Consider the following 19,517-nt stretch of genomic DNA (forward strand, 5'->3'; position numbering starts at 1 on the left):
GATAAGAGAGTTCAAAAGGATTTTTGCATGATTTTTGTATATTTTTGCAAAATTGAGATGCTTCCTTGAGTTCTCAGTTCAGTAGCCAAGCTCATCAACTTATTTTTGAGCGCGAACAAAGAATTTTGTGGTGTCTTCCCAAATACCTTGAGCAGTTGCTAGTTTTTCAATTTCTGCTTTGTATTCAACTTGCAACTGATTTAATTGTTCTGGTGATAATTTTGACAATAAAGGATGACCTTTAAAATTTATATTATTTATTGTCTGTGATAATCTGTTATCTGTTACAGGCCGATAACGTCCTGATGGTTCAATTTTAATTTCGATATCTTTAAAACCTGCTTGAGTGAGCAATTTACGACATTTTTCTGTAGTTCCAAGTGGTTCAAGGATATGTGGTAGCGATACACCCAAAACTTTAGCGCAGATTCTTTGCTGAAGAGAGGCCATATAAGCAGTTTCGGGAGGACAAGTAAATGCCACAAACCCTCCTATTTTTAGGAAGCGATACCACTTTTGTAAAGCAGCGAGGATATCAGGAAAAAGTACAATCGCCTCACAGCAAAAGACAACATCAAAACTACTATCACTAAAATTGAAATCTTCAGCATCTGCCTCTATCAATTCTATATTTTGTAATTTTTTTGCTGTAATTTTTTGTCTTGCTTGATGCAACATTCCAGGGGTCATGTCAATCCCAATGACATAGCCTTCAGATCCAACTTTTTTTGCTGCGGGTATCGCTACTAAACCTGTTCCAGTGGCCACATCAAGGATTTTCTGACCTGAGTGTAGAGGTACAAATTCAAGTAAAATTTTGGCATCTAGAGGATGGCGAGTACCTTCTTCACGATCATAAGTAGTTCTACTACCATAAAATTCTTTTAGTTGCTGTTTATAACTATCCACATCAGTCATAAGTAAATGTCAATTTTTCTACACTTTATAGTAACTCTTGGTGTGATGTTGAGTTGCTTGTTGCTAAATCCAACCTTGATAGCACAAGCCGCCTCTTTACCCATTGTTTACGAAGAGCATATCATCCATAGTCCAGATGGGATCGGCAAATATTACATGGGGCGAGAAATTGCCAAAGTTATGGGATACACCGGTGCCGGTTGGCTAGAAAGACCGAAGCGAGAAGTGGAAGAACAGCCAAGTAAAATCGTTAGCATCCTGAACCTGAAACCTGACAATGTGGTAGCAGATATTGGTGCTGGTACTGGTTATTTAAGTTTTCGCATCGCGCCACTGTTAACAAAAGGCAAAGTGTTGGCTGTTGATGTTCAGCCAGAAATGTTAGAAATTATTGAATTGTTCAAACAAGAGAAAAATATTACCAATGTTGAGCCTGTTTTAGCAACTCTCACTGACCCAAATTTACCATCTGAAAGTATTGATTTGGCATTAATGGTAGATGCATATCATGAATTGGCATATCCCCAAGAAGTGATGCAAAAAATTGTCAAAGCACTGAAACCTGGAGGGAGGGTAGTATTAGTTGAGTATCGGGGTGAAAATCCTTTTATCATGATTAAACCTCTGCATAAAATGACTCAAAAACAAGCCCGCAAAGAAATGCAAGCTGTTGGTTTAGTTTGGCGCGAAACTAAAAATTTGTTACCTCAACAGCATTTAATGGTGTTTGAAAAACCCAATGGTAGTGATTTGTTGGCGAAATAAATATCCAGCAAGTCATAATAAAATAAGCTACTGGGCTTTTAAATTGCACAGTTGTTTGTTAAGTTTGTTCACTGTTGAATGTTGACGGTTAACTGTCAACTGTCAACATTCAACAATCCAAAGTAATATTTCACAAATTATTTAGAATCGCTATATATTTTGAGGTACAAAAGTCGCGGTTTTGGTTGTACTATCCCAAACTATCCAGCTAATAGAATTATCTAAATCATCATCGCTATTGGAAACTTTAAAATAGAGTTTTTCTTCACCTTTAGTTTCAATAGCAAAGTCGGCATTTTGGGCATAAACAACCTTAAAACCTCTGTCCCGCAGACAATACATCGCCCAGGCCTTTAATGATTGTTTGTATGGTTCGTGGGGAATCGGCGGTTTGGTAATTGTGTCTTCAATTACTTTGAATATTTGCGTGAGTTTCGCGCTCATAAGAGATATTTTGTGATTACTCCTGAATTAGCTAGCTTCTGGATCGCAACGAATTTCAATCATAAAGCCATCTGGGTCATAGAAATACACACCTCTACCAGTGGGACGACTGACTGGGCCGTGAGCGATCGCTATTTTATTTTCTCTGATTACTGCCACGGCGCGATCGAATAACTGCGGCTCGATATCAAAAGCCAAATGATAGGCTCTAGTAAATGTCTTTTCAGGATTGGGATCTGGTGGTGATAATTCTGGTTCCCCAAATAAATCCAATATCGTACCATCTGGGGTGATGAAATTCGCTACTTTTCCAGATGCCACCAATTCCACCAAGGTTGCGGGTACTTCGTCGCCGGTAAGTTCATGCAAACCTAGAATAGTCCCGTAAAAATGTCGGGAAGCTTGCATATCCTTGACATTGAGCGCAATATGATGCACTTTCCGCAAATCCCCTGGAACAAGGACACTGTTTGCACATTGACTGCTAGATAGCATAGTAAACAAAATTTCCCTACAGAGATAGAAGTTGAACTTTTTTCTTAAAGTTTACTATTCCTAATGAGAACCTATCAACAAAAGAGTCAAAATTCACAATAAATTTTCTATCCAAGTGCTAGAAAATCCAGCAGATGATTTATTTTGACTCCTGAATTCTGTTTTCCTATGCCTTTTGATTATTCCTTAGACTTTCAAAATATCGATTTTCGCCAACATCCCGAACTCTATCGCATTGGCAAAGGCGAGCAGGGTGTACTTTTAATAGAACCATACAAATCAGAAATTCTTCCTCACTGGCGATTCAAAACCCCTGAAATTGCCAAAGAATCTAGCGAAAAAATCTATGAAATGTTTCTTGCTTATTTAGAACAAAATGATTTTGTTGGAGCAGATATGGCGCGAAAATTTATGCAAATGGGTTATACTCGCTCCCGCCGTTATGCTAATCATAAAAGTGGCAGGAAATATAAAAAAGGTTCATCTCAAGAAATTTTACCTTATGAAGTAGACCCAATAAAAGCAGAATCAGCAGCTATATTTAAAGCTAAATGGCTGCAAGCAAAAACAAACGAAAAATATATCCAACTTTTAGCAAGACATAAACAAAAGTATGAATTATAGGAATATTATTTAAGTTGTGAAAAATATTGCTGTTGACTGTTGACTGTTGATTGTTGACTGTCATTTTAACTTGTAAAAGGCAGTCTAGATAAAGCAAGTTTCAGGGTCAAATATGAAAGTAGTGGTCTATCGTATTAATTTTGATGAGTTTGTAGTAAGCACTTCAGTGCTTAAAAATCAAGGACTAAAGTCCTAACTACAAACTTATTTACCCCTCGTAACTAATGCGATGAACCAGTAGTCTTTTCTCATTCCCTACTTTCTACTCCACACTTTCAAGCTAGTAGAGAAGGGGAATATAGGACTCCTATTTGATTTTTGAACAAGATTCAGTACACATCTATACCCTTCTTTTCTGTTCCCTGTTCCCTATTCCCTGTTCCCTACCTACGCAGATAATTTCAGGAATCAAATCGGATTACTATATAGCCAATACGCTTGGTATTAAGAAACTTGATGTGTGGAGGTAAGGGAACAGGGGACAAGGACAAGAAAAAACAGGCTTAAGGAACTCCAAAAAATAAATTATTCTGAGTCAAGCATCACCAGTCAACAGTCAACAGTCTTCTATGGAATATTTTTTTATTTAGAAGTCCCTTATCTGAACTGTATTGGAATATAACCGAAAAACCACGTAATTATTTGTGTGTTTATAATCACTATAAATTAATATTATCTGTTACGTGTTCTTTCTTTCAAAAGAAATTGAAGTCAAAAAATTGTCAAATTCAACCAAAAACACGATAATTTTCACAAAGTCATTGCGTATTCTGCAAAAATGGCAGCAAATAAAGCGTTTAAGAAAGTTAAAAAATCTCTTGAAGAAGCTGGAATCAAGTTTGTTCGTATTCTCTGGTGTGATAACGCTAACATCATTCGTGGTAAAGCGGTTCATGTGGAAATGTTATCTCATTACTTTAACTATGGCGTAGGCATTTCCGCAGGACAGCAGGGAGTACCTGTAATGTATGATGCTGTTATTCCTGAAACTGGTCTTAGTCCAGTAGGTGAAATCCGCTTAATACCAGATTGGTTTAGCTTCACTCCTTTACCCTACGCTCCAGGACATGCTTCTATCATGGGAAACATGGTACTTGATGGTAGTCCTTGGGCATTGTGTCCGCGTAATTTTTTAGTGCGAATGATTGAAGCCGCCAGACGGGAAGGTTTAGAAATTCGTGCTGCATTTGAAAATGAGTTTTACCTGTTACAGCAAACATCACAGGGAATTGTAGCCGCAGATTCTACGGTTTTCGCTTCTACCCAAGCAATGGATAGAAATCGAGTAGTAATTGATGAAATTGCCCAAGCACTCATTAGCCAAGGAATTCCTGTGGAGCAGTATTATCCAGAATCCGGCCCAGGTCAACAGGAAATCTCCATACGGTATACTAATGCTTTACAGGCAGCAGACTGGCAGATTACTTTTAGAGAAACCGTCAAAGCGATCGCTCATCAACACAACCTTACAGCCTCTTTCTTACCGAAAATTTTTGCTGATGCAGCTGGTAGCGGTTGTCACATTCATCTTAGTATTTGGCGTAACGGTCAAAATCTCTTACCAGACCCCCAAGGTGTCTGCGGTATTTCCCCCATAGGCGAAGCATTTATCGCTGGTATTCTAGATCGTTTGCCGGCACTGATGGCCTTGACTACCCCTAGTACTAATTCTTACCGCCGCATCCGCCCCCACTGTTGGAGTGGTGCTTTTCGTTGTTGGGGACTAGACAACCGAGAAGCAGCTGTGAGAGTACCAAGCAATCCTGCATTCAATGGTTCCACCCATTTTGAGTTAAAAACCGTTGATGCATCGGCTAATCCTTACCTGGCTTTAGGTGCTGTAATTGCAGCCGGAATCGACGGCGTGCAACGAAACCTCAAACCAGGGAATCCCGTTACACAAGATCCCGGACATTTGCCAATTGAAGAACGTCATACCAATGGTATTGACCTTTTACCACAAAACTTGGGTGAAGCCCTAGAATTTTTGAAGCGCGATAACATGCTTTTAATTGCTTTGAACCCACAATTGTCACAAGCCTTTTTAGCAGTGCGTCAAGCTGAGTGGGAAGCAATGAAAGATTGGGAATTACAAGCAGAAGTCAAACTTTTATTAGAGAAATACTAAACTTGTAGTAGTTTTCACAAAAATTATTAGGTAATGATAATAAGAAGTTATTTACTTGACTTGCTACATTGCAACGCATTCAGGTTTCATTTATGAATAAGTCTTTTTCTCAAAATCAAGCAAGACGAAATCGTCAGCAAAATCTGTGGCAACAAAAATGGAGTTTAAAGACTAAAGCTATAATTTGGGCACTAAGTATCAGTGTCCTACCTGTAGTTGCAATTGGAACAGTTACTTACTATTCCGGTATTGATATAATTACTAAAAAAATCCCGCAAGTAAGACTTGACAATGGCAAAAGTTCAACAGAAATTGAACTAGCTTTAGAAAGAAAACTATCACTTTTATTAACTGGTGTCGGAGTCACAGCAGTTTTGGCGGGTGCGGTGGCAACTTTTGTAGTTAATCGAACTGTTACGCGAATCAAAAACGCTGCTGAAACTACTAACGCCATCAAAAATAAGCTGCGTCCAGATAGTGAGTTTACTCAAGTTTATATTGCCAGTAATGATGAATTAGTGATGTTAGAAAGAAACATCAGCTTATTCACAAACTTGCTTTCAGTTTTGGAACAGGAAAAAGCAGCCGAAACTGATTACTCGCAACTATCGCTCAAAATTACCCGTTGGGTTCGAGAATCATTCAACGAGGAAGACGTTCTTAAAACGACCTCAGAAGAAATTCGTAGAGCTTTAAACCTCGATCGCGTAACTATTTTTTCCTTCAATTCCAACTCTAATGGCAGCTTTATCACAGAATCAGTAGCACCAGGGTTACCAAAAATATTGGGGGTTACAGTCTCCGATCCTGGGTTAGAGGCGGGATACATAGAAAAATATCAAAATGGTACTATCCGCACCATTGATAATATTTATAAATCAGATCTTACAGATGCTGATATTGATTTACTAGAGCAATTTGCTGTCAAATCTAGTTTAGTAGCGCCTATTTTCAAAGATAAACAATTATTCGGTTTATTAATTGCACATCAGTGTTCTAGAATTCGCTTTTGGCAGCAATCTGAAATTGATTTATTCACTCACATAGGTATGCAAATCGGTTTTGCCCTTGATTATGCCACGGTTCTAGAACAGGTAGATACTAAAGCGAATAAAGCTCAGCTATTTATAGAAATTACCCGTAGGATTCGCCAATCCCTCAATGAAGAAGATGTTCTGAAAATAACTGTAGAAGAAGTCCGTAAATTACTTAGTACTGACCGAGTGCTAGTTTATAGCTTTAATCCTGATTGGTCTGGAATTATAATTGCCGAATCAGTGATTCCAGGTTATCCAAAAGTTTTGCGGTCTGAAATTGAAGACCCATGTTTTGGTCAAGGTTACGTACAAAAGTATCAGTCTGGACGCGTTCAAGCCACAAACAACATTTACCAAGCAGGTTTGACTGATTGTCACATCAACTTGCTGGAATCTTTTGCCGTCAAAGCAAATTTAGTTGCACCGATTATTAAAGATAAACAGCTATTTGGCTTATTAATTGCACATCATTGCTCTAGACCCCGTAATTGGCAACAGTCTGAGATTGATTTATTTTCCCAAATAGCCATCCAAGTGGGATTTGCTCTCGACCATGCGAGACTGCTACAACGCATCGAAGCGGAAGCTGTGCAAAGTCAGTTACTAGCAGATATTATCCGCAGCATTCGCCAATCACTTAACGAAGAAGATGTCCTGAAAATCACTGTAGAAGAAGTTCGTAAAGTACTCAGCGCTGATAGAGTGCTGGTTTATAGCTTTAATCCTAATTGGTCTGGAACCGTAATTGCCGAATCTGTTGTTCTCACCTACCCAAAAATTTTACGAGCTGAAGTCCAAGACCTATGTTTAGGTCAAGGCTATCTACAAGATTATCAATCCGGACGCGTTTTAGCCGTAAACAACATTTATCAAATCGGTTTGGATGATTCTGAGATTAGCCTGCTAGAATCCTTTGGTGTAAAAGCAAACTTGGTTGCACCCATTATTAAAGATCAACAGCTATTCGGCTTGTTAATCGCACATCAATGTTCTAGACCCCGAAATTGGCAACAGTCCGAGATTGATTTATTTGCCCAAATAGCCATCCAAGTGGGATTTGCTCTTGACCATGCTAGACTGCTGCAACGAATCAACGCTGAAAGTATGCGAAGTCAGTTATTGATGGATATTACCCGCAGCATTCGCCAATCACTCAAAGAAGAAGATATCCTCAAAACCACTGTGGAAGAAGTTCGCAAAGCACTTAGTATCGACCGAGTGTTGATTTATAGCTTTTACGCCAATTGGTTCGGCATTATCATTGCAGAATCAGTGGTTCCCGGTTATCCCAAAGTTTTGCGGTCTAAAATCCATGACCCCTGTTTCACTCAAACCTATGTGGAAAAGTACAAATCTGGTCAGGTTGTGGCAATTAAGAACATTTATCAAGCAGGTTTAACAGACTGCCATATTACCTTGCTGGAATCCTTTAGTGTGAAAGCAAATTTAGTTGCACCCATTATCAAAGATGAGCAACTATTTGGCTTGTTGATTGGACATCAGTGTTCTGCCCCCCGTGACTGGGAACAGCCTGAGATTGATTTATTTGCCCAAATAGCCATGCAAGTAGGATTTACTCTCGACCATGCTAGGCTTTTACAAGCGTATCAAGCTGCTGAAAATAACTGAGTAGAGACGTTGCACAGACGTTGCACAAACGTTGTAGAGACGTTGCACAGACGTTGTAAAGACGTTGTACAGACGTTGCAGTGCAACGTCTCTACAGGGCGCACTATTGCTTATTCTTATGAATCTTGCTGATATTCCCTTAATTGACCAACACGCGCACAATTTGTTACGACCTGAAGTAGCTAAGCGTTATCCTTATGCTGCTGCTTTTACCGAAGGCTATGATTCGGAAATTATCAATTATCATGCCCGCCAAACTTTCTTTTATCGGCGCAGCTTAAGAGAAATTGCCACTTTATTAGCATGTGAACCTCAGGAAGCAGCAATTTTGGCACGTCGCGAAAACTTGGGACTAGAAAATTTAACACAACTTTATTTCAGTGCTGCTAACTTGGAAGCGATTTATTTAGATGATGGATTGCAACCAGAAAATATTTTGCCCATATCATGGCATGAAAAATTTACTTCAGTGCAAAGAATTTTGCGTTTGGAAGTATTAGCAGAACAGTTGATTCCTCAAATCGAAGATTTTGATACTTTTGTGCAAACATTTACCAGCCAAATTGACCCGCCACCAAATGAAGTTGTAGCTTTTAAAAGCATTGTTTGTTACCGCACTGGCTTAGACATTCAATTTGTTGCTACGGATGTGGCTGCTACTAACTTTTATCAGTTAAAACAACAGGTGCAAAATCAACCTCTGCGGCTGGTAAACAAACCACTGATTGATTTTTTGTTACAACAAGCGTTGTTAATTGCTGCTAAATATAGGCTACCAATACAATTACATACTGGCTACGGCGATCCAGATTTAGATTTACGATTGGCGAATCCTTTACATTTGCGATCGCTCCTCGAATCACCACAATATCGCCATGCACCAATTGTACTGCTACACGCTTCCTATCCTTATATGCGAGAAGCGGGATATCTTGCCTCTGTTTATCCTCAAGTTTATTTGGATTTTGGTTTAGCAATACCATTCTTAAGTGTATCTGGAATGCGAGACACTATACACCAATTATTAGAATTAACTCCTACGAGTAAATTGATGTATTCCTCTGATGCACACTCAATTCCAGAGTTGTATTATTTGGCGGCAAAATGGGGGCGTCAGCTGTTGGCGGAAGTACTAGAACAAGCAATTCAAGATTCTGATATTACTGCGAGTGAAGCAGAGGCGATCGCATTGGCAATTTTACGTCAAAATGCCTTGGCTTTGTATACGCGAAAAATTAGCTCCACTCGCCTTGACAATCCCAAATCCTATTAGTTACGTAACTTATTACCATTCCCTAATGATGATAATTGTAACTCAACTGCGCTGAGATAATATTCATCATTTATAACTTCTGCTGGTAACTTCTTCGCCTTTATGGCAGCCTCAACTACATCTTTTGCAGTCACTTTTCCTATTTGATATTGATATAACAAAGTGCCCATACTGGGAATACCTTGTCCTTCCAAATATCCTTGATAAGCAAGAAAGACAATATTAAATGGTTGTAGATAACTGCCGTTATGATTGTTTTTGACTGTTTGAGCGCCAGCAATTGCAGGCATAAAAGTTATAGAGGCAATAATTAAAGCAGAATTTACTAAAGCTCTAAATTTCATAATTTTATCCTCGCCAGAAAGTTTGTAGCTGCTTGAAAATTTAAAAATTCCCAAAACCCATCATGTAATATGCAATAAAAGCAGTATCAAAGGATTTCAGGTAATTAATATTGGAATCAGTTTTAGGCAAATTTTGAAAAGGAGTTATTGTGTCGCTTGATGTTTTCTGATTCTTGTTTTCAACTGGAAAATATCTAGGTATTTTTAGCATCATAAAATTCCTACTAACAACATATTTAGATTTGATGAAACTGACACCATAAATTCATATAGCGTCTCTCAATTTCGTGAGGTACGAGTACATCACTAATCAAATTGGGTAAACTTTTGACTTGAAAAGCTTTGAACACCGGAAACAGGCGCAACCTGCGGGAAACAAGCTACAAACTTTTCGCTGTGTACCTATAGCTATAACTGAAAACTAAAGATGCTTTTTCAAGACATCGAAATTTATAACCAAAACAACTTTTTGGTAGCAAGATTATCCTATTGTTACTTATTCAAATCTGCTGGATTTGATATGGTATTTTTCAGCTTTTTTCTTTAAATCACCAGCTAAAGTTTCACTTGCTTTTAGCTAATTAGATTCATATAAAAATATGTTAGAAAAAATTTCAGAGAAAAACAAATATTTTTAATTGTTAATTTAATAAATAAAATTAATGAGAGTTAATCAGGACTGACGCAAAATCATGAAAAACTAACCGCAAAGAACGCATAGACACAAAGAAATAAGAATTTCCAAGAGTTTTTGCGTAAGTCACGATTAACACAAGTATCTGGTCAAAATTAATTAGGCATTTTTTTGAGGTGAGGAATGGGGAACTCTTAACAGGTAAAAATAAATAAAAGTGTACCTAGCTTCACAAAAATCAAATATGACTCCTATAACTGTTAACAGTCAACAGTCAACAGTCAACAACTTAACTTTCAAAAAAGATTACTTTTTGAGAGCTAGAGTCAATCCATCAGCGATCGCAATTACACTCAGGTTAACTCGCTCATCTTGATGCAACTTCTGATTAAAAGCACGCATTCTTTTAGTTCTATTATCCTGTACTTGGGGGTTGGCGACCCTGCCAGACCACAGGACATTATCAATAACAATCAATCCCCCCGGACGTACTAATTGCAGCGATCGCTCATAATAGGCATCATAATTTCTCTTATCTGCATCAATGAAAGCAAAATCAAAAGTTTCTGCTTCTCCTGTTGCCAATAGCCAATCTAAAGTATCCAAAGCTGGAGCAATGTGCAGTTGAATTTTACTTGCTACTCCTGCTTGTTGCCAATAACGTCGAGCGATCGCTGTAAATTCTTCACTAATATCACAAGCTACCACCTTACCGTCCTTCGGTAACGCCAACGCCACCACCAAAGAACTATAGCCCGTAAATACACCAATATCCAAAGTTTTCCTTGCTCCCAACAATTGCACCAGCAAAGCAAGAAACTGACCTTGTTCCGGAGCAATCTGCATTCTACCTACTGGATACTGCGCTGTTTCTTGCCTCAATTGAGTTAAAACTTCCGGTTCTCGAAGAGAAATCGACAGTAAATAGTCATATAAATTTTGTTCGAGTCCTAGTGTTTGGGTTGTCATAATACTTCGAGTTTTGGCACTGGCGTGTTGACTGATGACTGATATCAAGTCCGGCTAAATGCTTGTCATTACGTTCGCCCTTGGCGTTCCCGCAGGGTACGTAGCGATAGCGAAGTGAAGTAATCGCAGAATCCTTGCGATTGCGTCGTTCCACTTCGTTGCACTCGCAATGACATATCACAAGTAATTTACCGGACATGATATGACAAGTTATGATTCTCCCCTATCTCCCCACCTCCCTTGTCTCCCCACCTCCCTACCTCCCTTGTCTCCCCACCTCCCCACTAATGACTTTCCTCGTTTGAGAATTTCAAAACAATACACTTTCAATGGATGGGGTTTGTTTGCAACTTCTGTAAAATGTTGGCAGAAAGCAAAACTCAACACAGCCAAATCAATATGCGATTACTACATACAATGTTGCGGGTGGGAAACCTTGAAGAGTCGTTAAAATTTTATTGTGAAGTTCTGGGTATGAAATTACTGCGCCGAAAAGATTATCCAGGAGGAGAATTTACCCTGGCTTTTGTGGGTTATGGTGACGAAAGCGATAATACAGTGATTGAATTAACTTACAACTGGGGAGTGGAAAAATACGAATTGGGCAATGCTTACGGTCATATTGCTCTTGGAGTTGATGATATTTACACTAAGTGTGAAGAAATCCGCAATCAAGGCGGTAAAATCGTCCGAGAACCAGGGCCAATGAAACATGGTTCTACAGTTATCGCTTTTATTGAAGATCCAGACGGGTATAAAATTGAACTGATTCAACTGGGAACTCAAGGATCTGCTATCAAACAAGAACCACAAGAGCAACTTGTAAGCCAGTAATTCTCACAGTAATAATCTATATACTGTCATTGATGGGTAACGTCAACAGTATAGGCCTAGCCCCTCGTAGACATCGCTCCAATAGCACCATCTGGCAGAGCCATGTTTTCGTTTTAAATTAGGGAATAGATGGGGAATGGGGAAGACAAGGGAGACAAGGGAGACAAGGAGAATAATTCATCAACAATAATGTTCCATGCCCCATGCCCCATGCCCCATGCCCAAATCCCTAACATAAAAATCTCAAATAGAAAATTTTAAAGATGCAACCTACAGATCCTAATAAATTTACAGATAAAGCCTGGGAAGGGATTGTTAAATCTCAGGATATTGTTCGTGCTTATCAACAACAGCAATTAGATGTTGAACATTTAATTATTGCCCTCCTAGAAGAACCCACTAGTCTAGCAATACGTATTTTGGCTAGGGCTGAAGTCGATCCAATTCGCTTGCAGCAACAACTAGAAGCTTTTACCCAACGTCAGCCAAAAGTTGGTAAAAGCGATCAGCTTTACCTTGGTCGCGGTTTAGATGTTTTACTAGACCAAGCTGAGGAAATTCGAGCCAAAATGAAAGATTCCTACATTTCTGTGGAACATATTCTGCTGGCTTTTGCTGAGGATGAACGGGTTGGACGGCGGATACTCAAGGGCTTTAATGCAGATGCAGCGAAGTTAGAAGCTGCAATCAAAACTGTTCGCGGGAGTCAAAAGGTAACAGACCAAAACCCAGAATCCCGCTATGAAGCTTTACAAAAGTTTGGTAGGGATTTGACAGAACAGGCAAAAGCCGGGAAACTTGACCCGGTGATTGGGCGTGATGATGAAATTCGCCGGGTAATTCAGGTATTGTCTCGCCGCAGCAAGAATAATCCGGTGTTGATTGGGGAACCGGGAGTTGGTAAAACTGCGATCGCTGAAGCTTTAGCACAACGCATGGTCAATGGTGATGTTCCCGAATCTCTGAAAAATCGCCAGCTGATTTCTTTAGATATGGGTAGCTTAATTGCTGGGGCAAAATACCGGGGTGAGTTTGAAGACCGGTTGAAATCTGTTCTCCGGGAAGTCATGGAATCAGACGGTAAAATTGTCCTGTTTATTGACGAATTACACACCGTAGTGGGTACGGGTTCCAATCAACAAGGGGCGATGGATGCGGGAAATTTACTTAAACCAATGCTGGCGCGGGGAGAATTGCGTTGCATTGGCGCTACTACTTTAGATGAATTCCGCAAACACATAGAGAAAGACGCGGCCCTAGAACGCCGCTTTCAGCAAGTATTTGTCGATCAGCCAAGCGTGGAAAATACGATTTCCATTCTGCGGGGATTGAAAGAACGTTATGAAGTGCATCACAACGTCAAAATTTCTGATTCGGCTTTGGTAGCCGCAGCAACTTTATCAGCGCGTTATATTAGCGATCGCTTTTTACCAGATAAAGCCATAGACTTAGTAGATGAAGCCGCCGCCCAACTAAAAATGGAGATTACCTCCAAACCAGCCGAACTAGAAACCATTGACCGCCGCCTCATGCAGTTAGAAATGGAAAAGCTGTCATTAGCTGGTGAAGAAAAAGGTACTCCCCAAACGCGAGAACGTTTGCAGCGAATCGAGCAAGAAATCGCCAACTTAACGGAAAAGCAGCATATATTTAACGACCAATGGCAAGGTGAAAAGCAACTATTAGAAGCCATAAGTGCTTTAAAGAAAGAAGAAGACGCCCTGCGAGTGCAAATCGAACAAGCAGAACGCGCCTACGATTTGAATAAAGCTGCACAACTGAAGTATGGCAAATTAGAAGGAGTGCAACGCGATCGCGAAGCCAAAGAAACCAAACTTTTAGAAATTCAAAGCCAAGGTTCTACTTTGTTGCGCGAACAAGTCACCGAAGCCGATATTGCCGAAATCGTCGCCAAGTGGACAGGAATTCCCGTCAATCGCCTCTTGGAATCGGAACGCCAAAAATTACTGCAACTGGAAAGTCATTTGCATCAACGAGTCATTGGTCAAGAAGAAGCAGTCGCCGCAGTGGCAGCCGCAATTCGCCGCGCCCGTGCAGGGATGAAAGACCCCTCTCGTCCCATTGGTTCATTTTTGTTCATGGGGCCTACAGGCGTTGGTAAAACCGAACTCGCCCGTGCTTTAGCTCAGTTTCTCTTTGATTCCGATGACGCACTGGTGCGCCTGGATATGTCCGAGTATATGGAAAAACACTCAGTTTCACGGTTAGTAGGAGCGCCTCCGGGATACATCGGCTACGAAGAAGGCGGTCAACTTTCGGAAGCGATTCGCCGGAAACCCTACTCAGTGGTGCTGTTGGATGAAGTAGAAAAGGCACATCCAGATGTGTTTAATATTTTGTTGCAAGTTTTAGATGACGGCAGAATTACTGATTCCCAAGGAAGAATGGTAGATTTTCGTAACACCGTCATTGTCATGACTAGTAACATTGGTAGCGAACATATATTGGATGTCTCCGGTGATGATTCCAAATATGAAACCATGAAGAAGCGGGTAATGGACAACTTGCGATCGCATTTTCGCCCCGAATTTCTCAACCGCATCGACGATCCTATTCTCTTCCATACCCTCAGCCGTTCGGAAATGCGGCACATTATCCGCATTCAACTCAAACGAGTAGAAAATCTCCTCCGCGATCAAAAAATCTTCTTGGAAATCTCCCCAGCTGCTTCTGATTATTTAGTAGAAGCAGGCTATGACCCAGTTTACGGTGCCCGCCCACTCAAACGCGCCATTCAGCGAGAAGTAGAAAACCCCCTGGCTACCAAGTTATTGGAAAATGCCTTTATTTCTGGAGACACGATTTTCATTGACACAAGTGAAAACGGCCTGTCTTTCACTAAAAAAGTGCCAGTGAAAGTATCAGTCACACAAATTGCTACGTAGACTACATACACAAACATGTAGAGACGTTGCATCGCAACGTCTCCACTTCATTCACTGATAATAGCGATATCTACGATGGGGTATGCCTACGCACTTCACAAAATTAAAGGCGATCGCCTCATGGCATACCATTAAGATAGTTAGCAGCTAGTCATTCCATGAGTATTCGTCAAGAACTTCTAAATGCGATCGAGCAACTAAACGATGACCAGTTATCAACACTGCTGGATTTCGCTCTTTCGCTCAAAAGTGCAAAAAAATCTGTTCATTCTACTGTTGAATCTCAGGCTTATCGGGATTGGGTAAGTACTGAAAATGATATTTACGACGAAGTATTTGCTGATGAATTTACAGCGCGGTGATGTTGTACTATGTCGAATCCCCATGCCTTCGACTAAATTGACACAGTTTAAAGTTCGCCCTGCTGTTGTAATTTCGGCAAATCAATTGAACCAAATTCTTGATGATTTAATGATTGTGCCTTGTACTTCCAACACTAATCGTCCTTTAAGCGTGACGCAATACTTAATAACAGGTGATGAAATTGCCAATGCAGGTATCAGGATTGAGTCTGTGGTTCGCTGTGAGTCAATTTTCACTTTGAATAATTCCATGATTATTAGAAAGCTGGGTTTTCTTTCATCTGAAGCAATTAATCAGGTGAATTTTTGTCTAACAGCAGCTTTGGAATTATAAATCAATACATTTCAGGTAAGCCTGTTTTTTCTCCCCTCTGTTTCCCGTTCCCTGTTCCGTTAGCTTCACAGCTTTACACACAAGGTGATTCAGAATCCAAAATCTAAAATCCGTCTTGAAAAGTTAAGAGCGCCAGCTTCCGGCGCTCTTAACTTTTCGCAAAATCCAAAATGGTATGACTTGAGAATAAACACTGCTGAAACTTGCAAAATTTTGGAAAATAATAAAGTAAGTCGAGTATCACAAGACTCACTTGATTTCCTCATTTTTTCTAGGAAAATATGACTCATCCTTTCCTTGAACGCCTGCGTAGTCCAGATAGCCCAGTCCTCGTCTTTGACGGTGCAATGGGAACCAACCTGCAAACCCAAAACCTGACAGCAGAAGACTTTGGCGGCGCACAATACGAGGGTTGCAACGAATACTTAGTCCACACCAAACCGGAAGCTGTGGCTAAAGTTCACCGTGACTTTCTCGCCGCTGGTGCTGATGTCATCGAAACCGATACCTTTGGCAGTACTTCCATTGTGCTGGCAGAATATGACTTAGCAGACAAAGCCTACTACCTCAGCAAAACAGCCGCAGAACTCGCCAAGCGTGTGGCCGCAGAATTTTCCACTCCCGAAAAACCCCGGTTTGTCGCTGGTTCCATCGGCCCCACAACCAAACTACCCACCTTGGGACACATTGACTTTGACACCATGAAAGCCTCTTTTGCCGAACAAGCAGAAGCGCTGTGGGATGGTGGTGTGGATTTATTTCTGGTGGAAACTTGCCAAGATGTGCTGCAAATCAAAGCGGCGCTGAATGGCATTGAAGAAGTGTTTGCGAAAAAAGGCGATCGCCGTCCGTTGATGGTGTCTGTGACAATGGAAAGCATGGGCACAATGTTGGTGGGTTCAGAAATCAGCGCTGTGCTGACAATTTTAGAACCATACCCAATTGACATTCTCGGCTTAAACTGCGCCACAGGCCCGGACTTGATGAAACCACATATCAAGTATCTGGCAGAACATTCACCTTTCATCGTCTCCTGTATTCCCAACGCAGGTTTACCAGAGAACGTCGGCGGTCAAGCACACTACCGCCTCACACCGTTGGAATTACGTATGGCGCTAATGCATTTTGTTGAAGATTTGGGTGTCCAAGTGATAGGGGGTTGCTGTGGGACTCGCCCAGAACACATTCAACAATTGGCAGAAATCGCCAAAGATTTAAAGCCAAAAGTTAGACAGCCTACTTTAGAACCAGCAGCCGCATCAATTTACACCACTCAGCCCTACGAGCAAGATAATTCCTTCTTGATTATCGGCGAACGCCTCAACGCCAGTGGTTCCAAGAAATGCCGTGATTTACTAAACGCCGAAGATTGGGACGGACTCGTGTCAATGGCCAGGGCACAAGTCAAAGAAGGCGCACACATCCTCGATGTCAACGTCGATTATGTGGGACGCAACGGTGTGCGAGATATGCACGAACTCGTTTCGCGCCTAGTTAATAACGTCACATTGCCTTTAATGCTTGACTCCACCGAATGGGAAAAAATGGAAGCAGGTTTAAAGGTAGCCGGCGGTAAATGTTTACTCAACTCCACCAACTACGAAGACGGCGAACCACGCTTTTTAAAAGTCCTGGAATTGGCGAAAAAGTATGGTGCTGGCGTCGTCATTGGTACAATTGACGAAGAAGGCATGGCGCGCACAGCCGAGAAAAAGTTTCAAATTGCCCAACGCGCTTACCGCCAAGCTGTAGAATACGGCATACCAGCCACAGAAATATTCTTTGATACCCTAGCTCTACCAATTTCCACGGGGATAGAAGAAGACCGAGAAAACGGCAAAGCTACCGTAGAAGCTATTCAACGCATTCGCCAAGAATTGCCTGGGTGTCATGTAGTTTTGGGTGTGTCTAATATTTCCTTCGGTTTAAATCCCGCAGCGCGGATAGTGCTGAACTCAGTGTTTTTGCACGAAGCCATGAAAGTCGGAATGGATGCCGCAATTGTCAGCGCCAGCAAGATTTTACCGCTGTCCAAGATTGAAGAACGGCATCAAGAAATTTGTCGCCAATTGATTTATGACCAGCGGAGATTTGAAGGTGATGTTTGCGTTTACGATCCTTTGGCAGAGCTTACCACATTGTTTGCGGGGGTGACGACAAAACGCGATCGCTCCTTAGATGAAAGTCTCCCCATCGAAGAACGCCTTAAACGCCACATCATCGACGGCGAACGCATCGGCTTAGAAGAAAACCTCAAAAAAGCCTTAGAACAATATCCCCCTTTAGAAATTATCAACACCTTCCTCTTGGATGGCATGAAAGTTGTCGGGGAATTATTCGGTTCTGGACAAATGCAACTACCCTTCGTGTTACAGTCTGCCGAAACCATGAAATCAGCGGTGGCATTTTTAGAACCATTCATGGAAAAATCCGAATCAGGCAACAATTCTAAGGGAACCTTTATCATTGCCACAGTTAAAGGCGATGTCCACGACATTGGGAAAAACTTAGTAGACATCATCTTATCCAACAACGGCTACAAAGTAATTAACCTGGGAATTAAACAGCCGGTGGAAAACATCATTGAGGCTTACAAACAGCACAAAGCCGATTGTATTGCCATGAGTGGTTTACTAGTAAAATCCACCGCTTTTATGAAAGAGAATTTGGAGGTATTTAACGAAAAGGGAATTACCGTCCCTGTGATTTTAGGCGGTGCAGCCTTAACTCCCAAATTTGTCCATGAAGATTGCCAAAACACCTACAAAGGTCAAGTAGTTTATGGCAAAGATGCCTTTTCTGACTTGCATTTCATGGATAAATTAATGCCAGCGAAAACCACTGGTAACTGGGATGATTTGCAGGGATTTTTAAACGAAGTTGAAACTGCTGGAGTTTCCACCAATGGTCACAAAGAATCAGCAACCATAACTCCTCAAGAAACAGTATCTACAGAACCAAAACAGATAGATACAAGACGTTCTGAAGCAGTAGCCACAGATATTGAACGCCCGACACCACCTTTCTGGGGAACAAAATTATTGCAGCCTAGTGATATTCCCATAGAGGAAATATTCTGGCACTTGGATTTGCAAGCACTGATAGCCGGACAATGGCAATTCCGCAAACCAAAAGACCAATCCAAGGAAGAATATCAAGCTTTCTTGACCCAAAAAGTCTACCCAGTTTTAGAAACTTGGAAACAGCGAATCATTGACGAAAATCTCTTACATCCGCAAGTGATTTATGGTTATTTTCCTTGTCAAGCCGAGGGAAATTCTCTCTATATATATAACCCAGAGAACCAATTGCAACAAATCGCAACTTTCGAGTTTCCCAGACAAAAGTCATTAAGACGGCTGTGCATAGCAGATTTCTTTGCACCCAAAGAATCGGGAATCATTGATGTCTTCCCCATGCAGGCGGTGACTGTGGGTGAAATTGCCACAGAATTTGCTCAAAAGCTGTTTGCAGAGAATCAATACACCGATTATCTGTATTTCCACGGTATGGCAGTGCAGATGGCAGAGGCATTGGCAGAGTGGACACACGCTAGAATTCGCCATGAGTTAGGCTTTGCTGCCGAGGAACCCGATAACATCCGGGATATATTGGCACAACGCTATCGTGGTTCCCGGTATAGTTTTGGCTATCCCGCCTGCCCAAATATCCAAGATCAGTACAAGCAACTGGAGTTATTGCAGACTGACAGAATTAACTTATATATGGATGAAAGCGAACAACTTTATCCAGAACAGTCTACAACAGCGATAATTACCTACCATCCAGTAGCGAAATACTTTAGCGCGTAGAATTCCCGT

16 protein-coding genes are annotated in these 19,517 nt (G+C 41.0%); 11 read left to right on the forward strand and 5 right to left on the reverse strand.

Features of this window, described 5'->3' with window-relative positions:
- Nucleotides 1-99: 99 nt before the first annotated feature.
- Nucleotides 100-918, reverse strand: coding sequence for a class I SAM-dependent methyltransferase (locus tag VF06_RS04540; protein WP_099067320.1), 819 nt, complete (start codon nucleotides 916-918; stop codon nucleotides 100-102).
- A gap of 45 nt (nucleotides 919-963) precedes the next feature.
- Between VF06_RS04540 and VF06_RS04545 the strand changes: the two genes are divergently transcribed.
- Nucleotides 964-1,683, forward strand: a complete 720-nt coding sequence (locus tag VF06_RS04545) for a class I SAM-dependent methyltransferase (protein WP_371411459.1) — start codon at nucleotides 964-966, stop codon at nucleotides 1,681-1,683.
- A 150-nt stretch (nucleotides 1,684-1,833) separates the two neighbouring features.
- On the opposite strand, the gene VF06_RS04550 is transcribed toward VF06_RS04545, so the two are convergent.
- Together VF06_RS04550 and VF06_RS04555 are read right to left on the reverse strand one after the other, a co-directional pair.
- Nucleotides 1,834-2,127 carry a hypothetical protein gene (locus VF06_RS04550; RefSeq protein ID WP_099067322.1) on the reverse strand — a complete coding sequence of 98 codons (294 nt, stop codon included), beginning with the start codon at nucleotides 2,125-2,127 and terminating at the stop codon, nucleotides 1,834-1,836.
- Between the two features lie 27 nt (nucleotides 2,128-2,154).
- Nucleotides 2,155-2,622 (reverse strand): VOC family protein, encoded by a 468-nt coding sequence (locus tag VF06_RS04555; RefSeq protein ID WP_099067323.1) that lies wholly within the window; start codon nucleotides 2,620-2,622, stop codon nucleotides 2,155-2,157.
- 168 nt (nucleotides 2,623-2,790) lie between these two features.
- Between VF06_RS04555 and VF06_RS04560 the strand changes: the two genes are divergently transcribed.
- The 4 genes from VF06_RS04560 (at nucleotide 2,791) to VF06_RS04575 (ending at nucleotide 9,313) form a co-directional block, all read left to right on the forward strand.
- Nucleotides 2,791-3,246 (forward strand): DUF4385 domain-containing protein, encoded by a 456-nt coding sequence (locus VF06_RS04560; RefSeq protein WP_099067324.1) that lies wholly within the window; start codon nucleotides 2,791-2,793, stop codon nucleotides 3,244-3,246.
- A 778-nt stretch (nucleotides 3,247-4,024) separates the two neighbouring features.
- Nucleotides 4,025-5,374 (forward strand): glutamine synthetase family protein, encoded by a 1,350-nt coding sequence (locus VF06_RS04565; protein ID WP_099067325.1) that lies wholly within the window; start codon nucleotides 4,025-4,027, stop codon nucleotides 5,372-5,374.
- Nucleotides 5,375-5,466: 92 nt separating this feature from the next.
- Complete coding sequence (locus VF06_RS04570; protein WP_099067326.1) at nucleotides 5,467-8,040, forward strand: GAF domain-containing protein; 2,574 nt, start codon at nucleotides 5,467-5,469, stop codon at nucleotides 8,038-8,040.
- Nucleotides 8,041-8,158: 118 nt separating this feature from the next.
- On the forward strand, nucleotides 8,159-9,313 hold the full coding sequence (locus VF06_RS04575; protein WP_099067327.1) for an amidohydrolase family protein: 1,155 nt from the start codon (nucleotides 8,159-8,161) through the stop codon (nucleotides 9,311-9,313).
- Here VF06_RS04575 and VF06_RS04580 read toward each other — a convergent pair.
- Nucleotides 9,310-9,657 carry a hypothetical protein gene (locus tag VF06_RS04580; protein ID WP_099067328.1) on the reverse strand — a complete coding sequence of 116 codons (348 nt, stop codon included), beginning with the start codon at nucleotides 9,655-9,657 and terminating at the stop codon, nucleotides 9,310-9,312. The two genes, VF06_RS04575 and VF06_RS04580, sit on opposite strands and share 4 nt — an antisense overlap.
- A 940-nt stretch (nucleotides 9,658-10,597) precedes the next feature.
- Nucleotides 10,598-11,260, reverse strand: coding sequence for a class I SAM-dependent methyltransferase (locus VF06_RS04585; RefSeq protein ID WP_099067329.1), 663 nt, complete (start codon nucleotides 11,258-11,260; stop codon nucleotides 10,598-10,600).
- Nucleotides 11,261-11,659: 399 nt separating this feature from the next.
- Here VF06_RS04585 and gloA point away from each other — a divergent pair, with 399 nt between their 5' ends.
- From gloA to metH, 6 genes are all read left to right on the forward strand, one after another.
- On the forward strand, nucleotides 11,660-12,094 hold the full coding sequence (gene gloA / locus VF06_RS04590) for a lactoylglutathione lyase (RefSeq protein ID WP_218963839.1): 435 nt from the start codon (nucleotides 11,660-11,662) through the stop codon (nucleotides 12,092-12,094).
- Nucleotides 12,095-12,223: 129 nt separating this feature from the next.
- Nucleotides 12,224-12,355 carry a histidine kinase gene (locus tag VF06_RS04595; RefSeq protein WP_099067330.1) on the forward strand — a complete coding sequence of 44 codons (132 nt, stop codon included), beginning with the start codon at nucleotides 12,224-12,226 and terminating at the stop codon, nucleotides 12,353-12,355.
- Between the two features lie 2 nt (nucleotides 12,356-12,357).
- On the forward strand, nucleotides 12,358-15,000 hold the full coding sequence (gene clpB / locus VF06_RS04600) for an ATP-dependent chaperone ClpB (RefSeq protein WP_099067331.1): 2,643 nt from the start codon (nucleotides 12,358-12,360) through the stop codon (nucleotides 14,998-15,000).
- A 158-nt stretch (nucleotides 15,001-15,158) separates the two neighbouring features.
- Entirely contained in the window at nucleotides 15,159-15,362 is a 204-nt protein-coding gene (locus VF06_RS04605) for a hypothetical protein (protein WP_099067332.1), read from the forward strand.
- Nucleotides 15,343-15,696 (forward strand): type II toxin-antitoxin system PemK/MazF family toxin, encoded by a 354-nt coding sequence (locus tag VF06_RS04610; RefSeq protein ID WP_099067333.1) that lies wholly within the window; start codon nucleotides 15,343-15,345, stop codon nucleotides 15,694-15,696. Before VF06_RS04605 ends, VF06_RS04610 begins: the two co-directional genes overlap by 20 nt.
- A 281-nt stretch (nucleotides 15,697-15,977) precedes the next feature.
- A complete protein-coding gene (gene metH / locus VF06_RS04615) occupies nucleotides 15,978-19,508 on the forward strand; it encodes a methionine synthase (protein WP_099067334.1) in 3,531 nt (1,176 codons plus the stop codon).
- Nucleotides 19,509-19,517: the final 9 nt, after the last annotated feature.

The organism is Nostoc linckia z4, assembly GCF_002608075.1.
GTDB lineage: Bacteria > Cyanobacteriota > Cyanobacteriia > Cyanobacteriales > Nostocaceae > Nostoc > Nostoc linckia.

What these genes read in the sequence shown, in the direction of transcription:
- metH (WP_099067334.1), top strand. Translation starts at nt 15,978, where the DNA reads ATGACTCATCCTTTCCTTGAACGCCTGCGTAGTCCAGATAGCCCAGTC.
- VF06_RS04605 (WP_099067332.1), top strand. Translation starts at nt 15,159, where the DNA reads ATGAGTATTCGTCAAGAACTTCTAAATGCGATCGAGCAACTAAACGAT.
- VF06_RS04550 (WP_099067322.1), bottom strand. Translation starts at nt 2,127, where the DNA reads ATGAGCGCGAAACTCACGCAAATATTCAAAGTAATTGAAGACACAATT.
- VF06_RS04540 (WP_099067320.1), bottom strand. Translation starts at nt 918, where the DNA reads ATGACTGATGTGGATAGTTATAAACAGCAACTAAAAGAATTTTATGGT.
- VF06_RS04575 (WP_099067327.1), top strand. Translation starts at nt 8,159, where the DNA reads ATGAATCTTGCTGATATTCCCTTAATTGACCAACACGCGCACAATTTG.
- VF06_RS04580 (WP_099067328.1), bottom strand. Translation starts at nt 9,657, where the DNA reads ATGAAATTTAGAGCTTTAGTAAATTCTGCTTTAATTATTGCCTCTATA.
- VF06_RS04545 (WP_371411459.1), top strand. Translation starts at nt 964, where the DNA reads ATGTTGAGTTGCTTGTTGCTAAATCCAACCTTGATAGCACAAGCCGCC.
- VF06_RS04570 (WP_099067326.1), top strand. Translation starts at nt 5,467, where the DNA reads ATGAATAAGTCTTTTTCTCAAAATCAAGCAAGACGAAATCGTCAGCAA.
- VF06_RS04565 (WP_099067325.1), top strand. Translation starts at nt 4,025, where the DNA reads ATGGCAGCAAATAAAGCGTTTAAGAAAGTTAAAAAATCTCTTGAAGAA.
- VF06_RS04595 (WP_099067330.1), top strand. Translation starts at nt 12,224, where the DNA reads ATGGGGAATGGGGAAGACAAGGGAGACAAGGGAGACAAGGAGAATAAT.
- VF06_RS04610 (WP_099067333.1), top strand. Translation starts at nt 15,343, where the DNA reads ATGAATTTACAGCGCGGTGATGTTGTACTATGTCGAATCCCCATGCCT.
- VF06_RS04555 (WP_099067323.1), bottom strand. Translation starts at nt 2,622, where the DNA reads ATGCTATCTAGCAGTCAATGTGCAAACAGTGTCCTTGTTCCAGGGGAT.
- clpB (WP_099067331.1), top strand. Translation starts at nt 12,358, where the DNA reads ATGCAACCTACAGATCCTAATAAATTTACAGATAAAGCCTGGGAAGGG.
- VF06_RS04585 (WP_099067329.1), bottom strand. Translation starts at nt 11,260, where the DNA reads ATGACAACCCAAACACTAGGACTCGAACAAAATTTATATGACTATTTA.
- VF06_RS04560 (WP_099067324.1), top strand. Translation starts at nt 2,791, where the DNA reads ATGCCTTTTGATTATTCCTTAGACTTTCAAAATATCGATTTTCGCCAA.
- gloA (WP_218963839.1), top strand. Translation starts at nt 11,660, where the DNA reads ATGCGATTACTACATACAATGTTGCGGGTGGGAAACCTTGAAGAGTCG.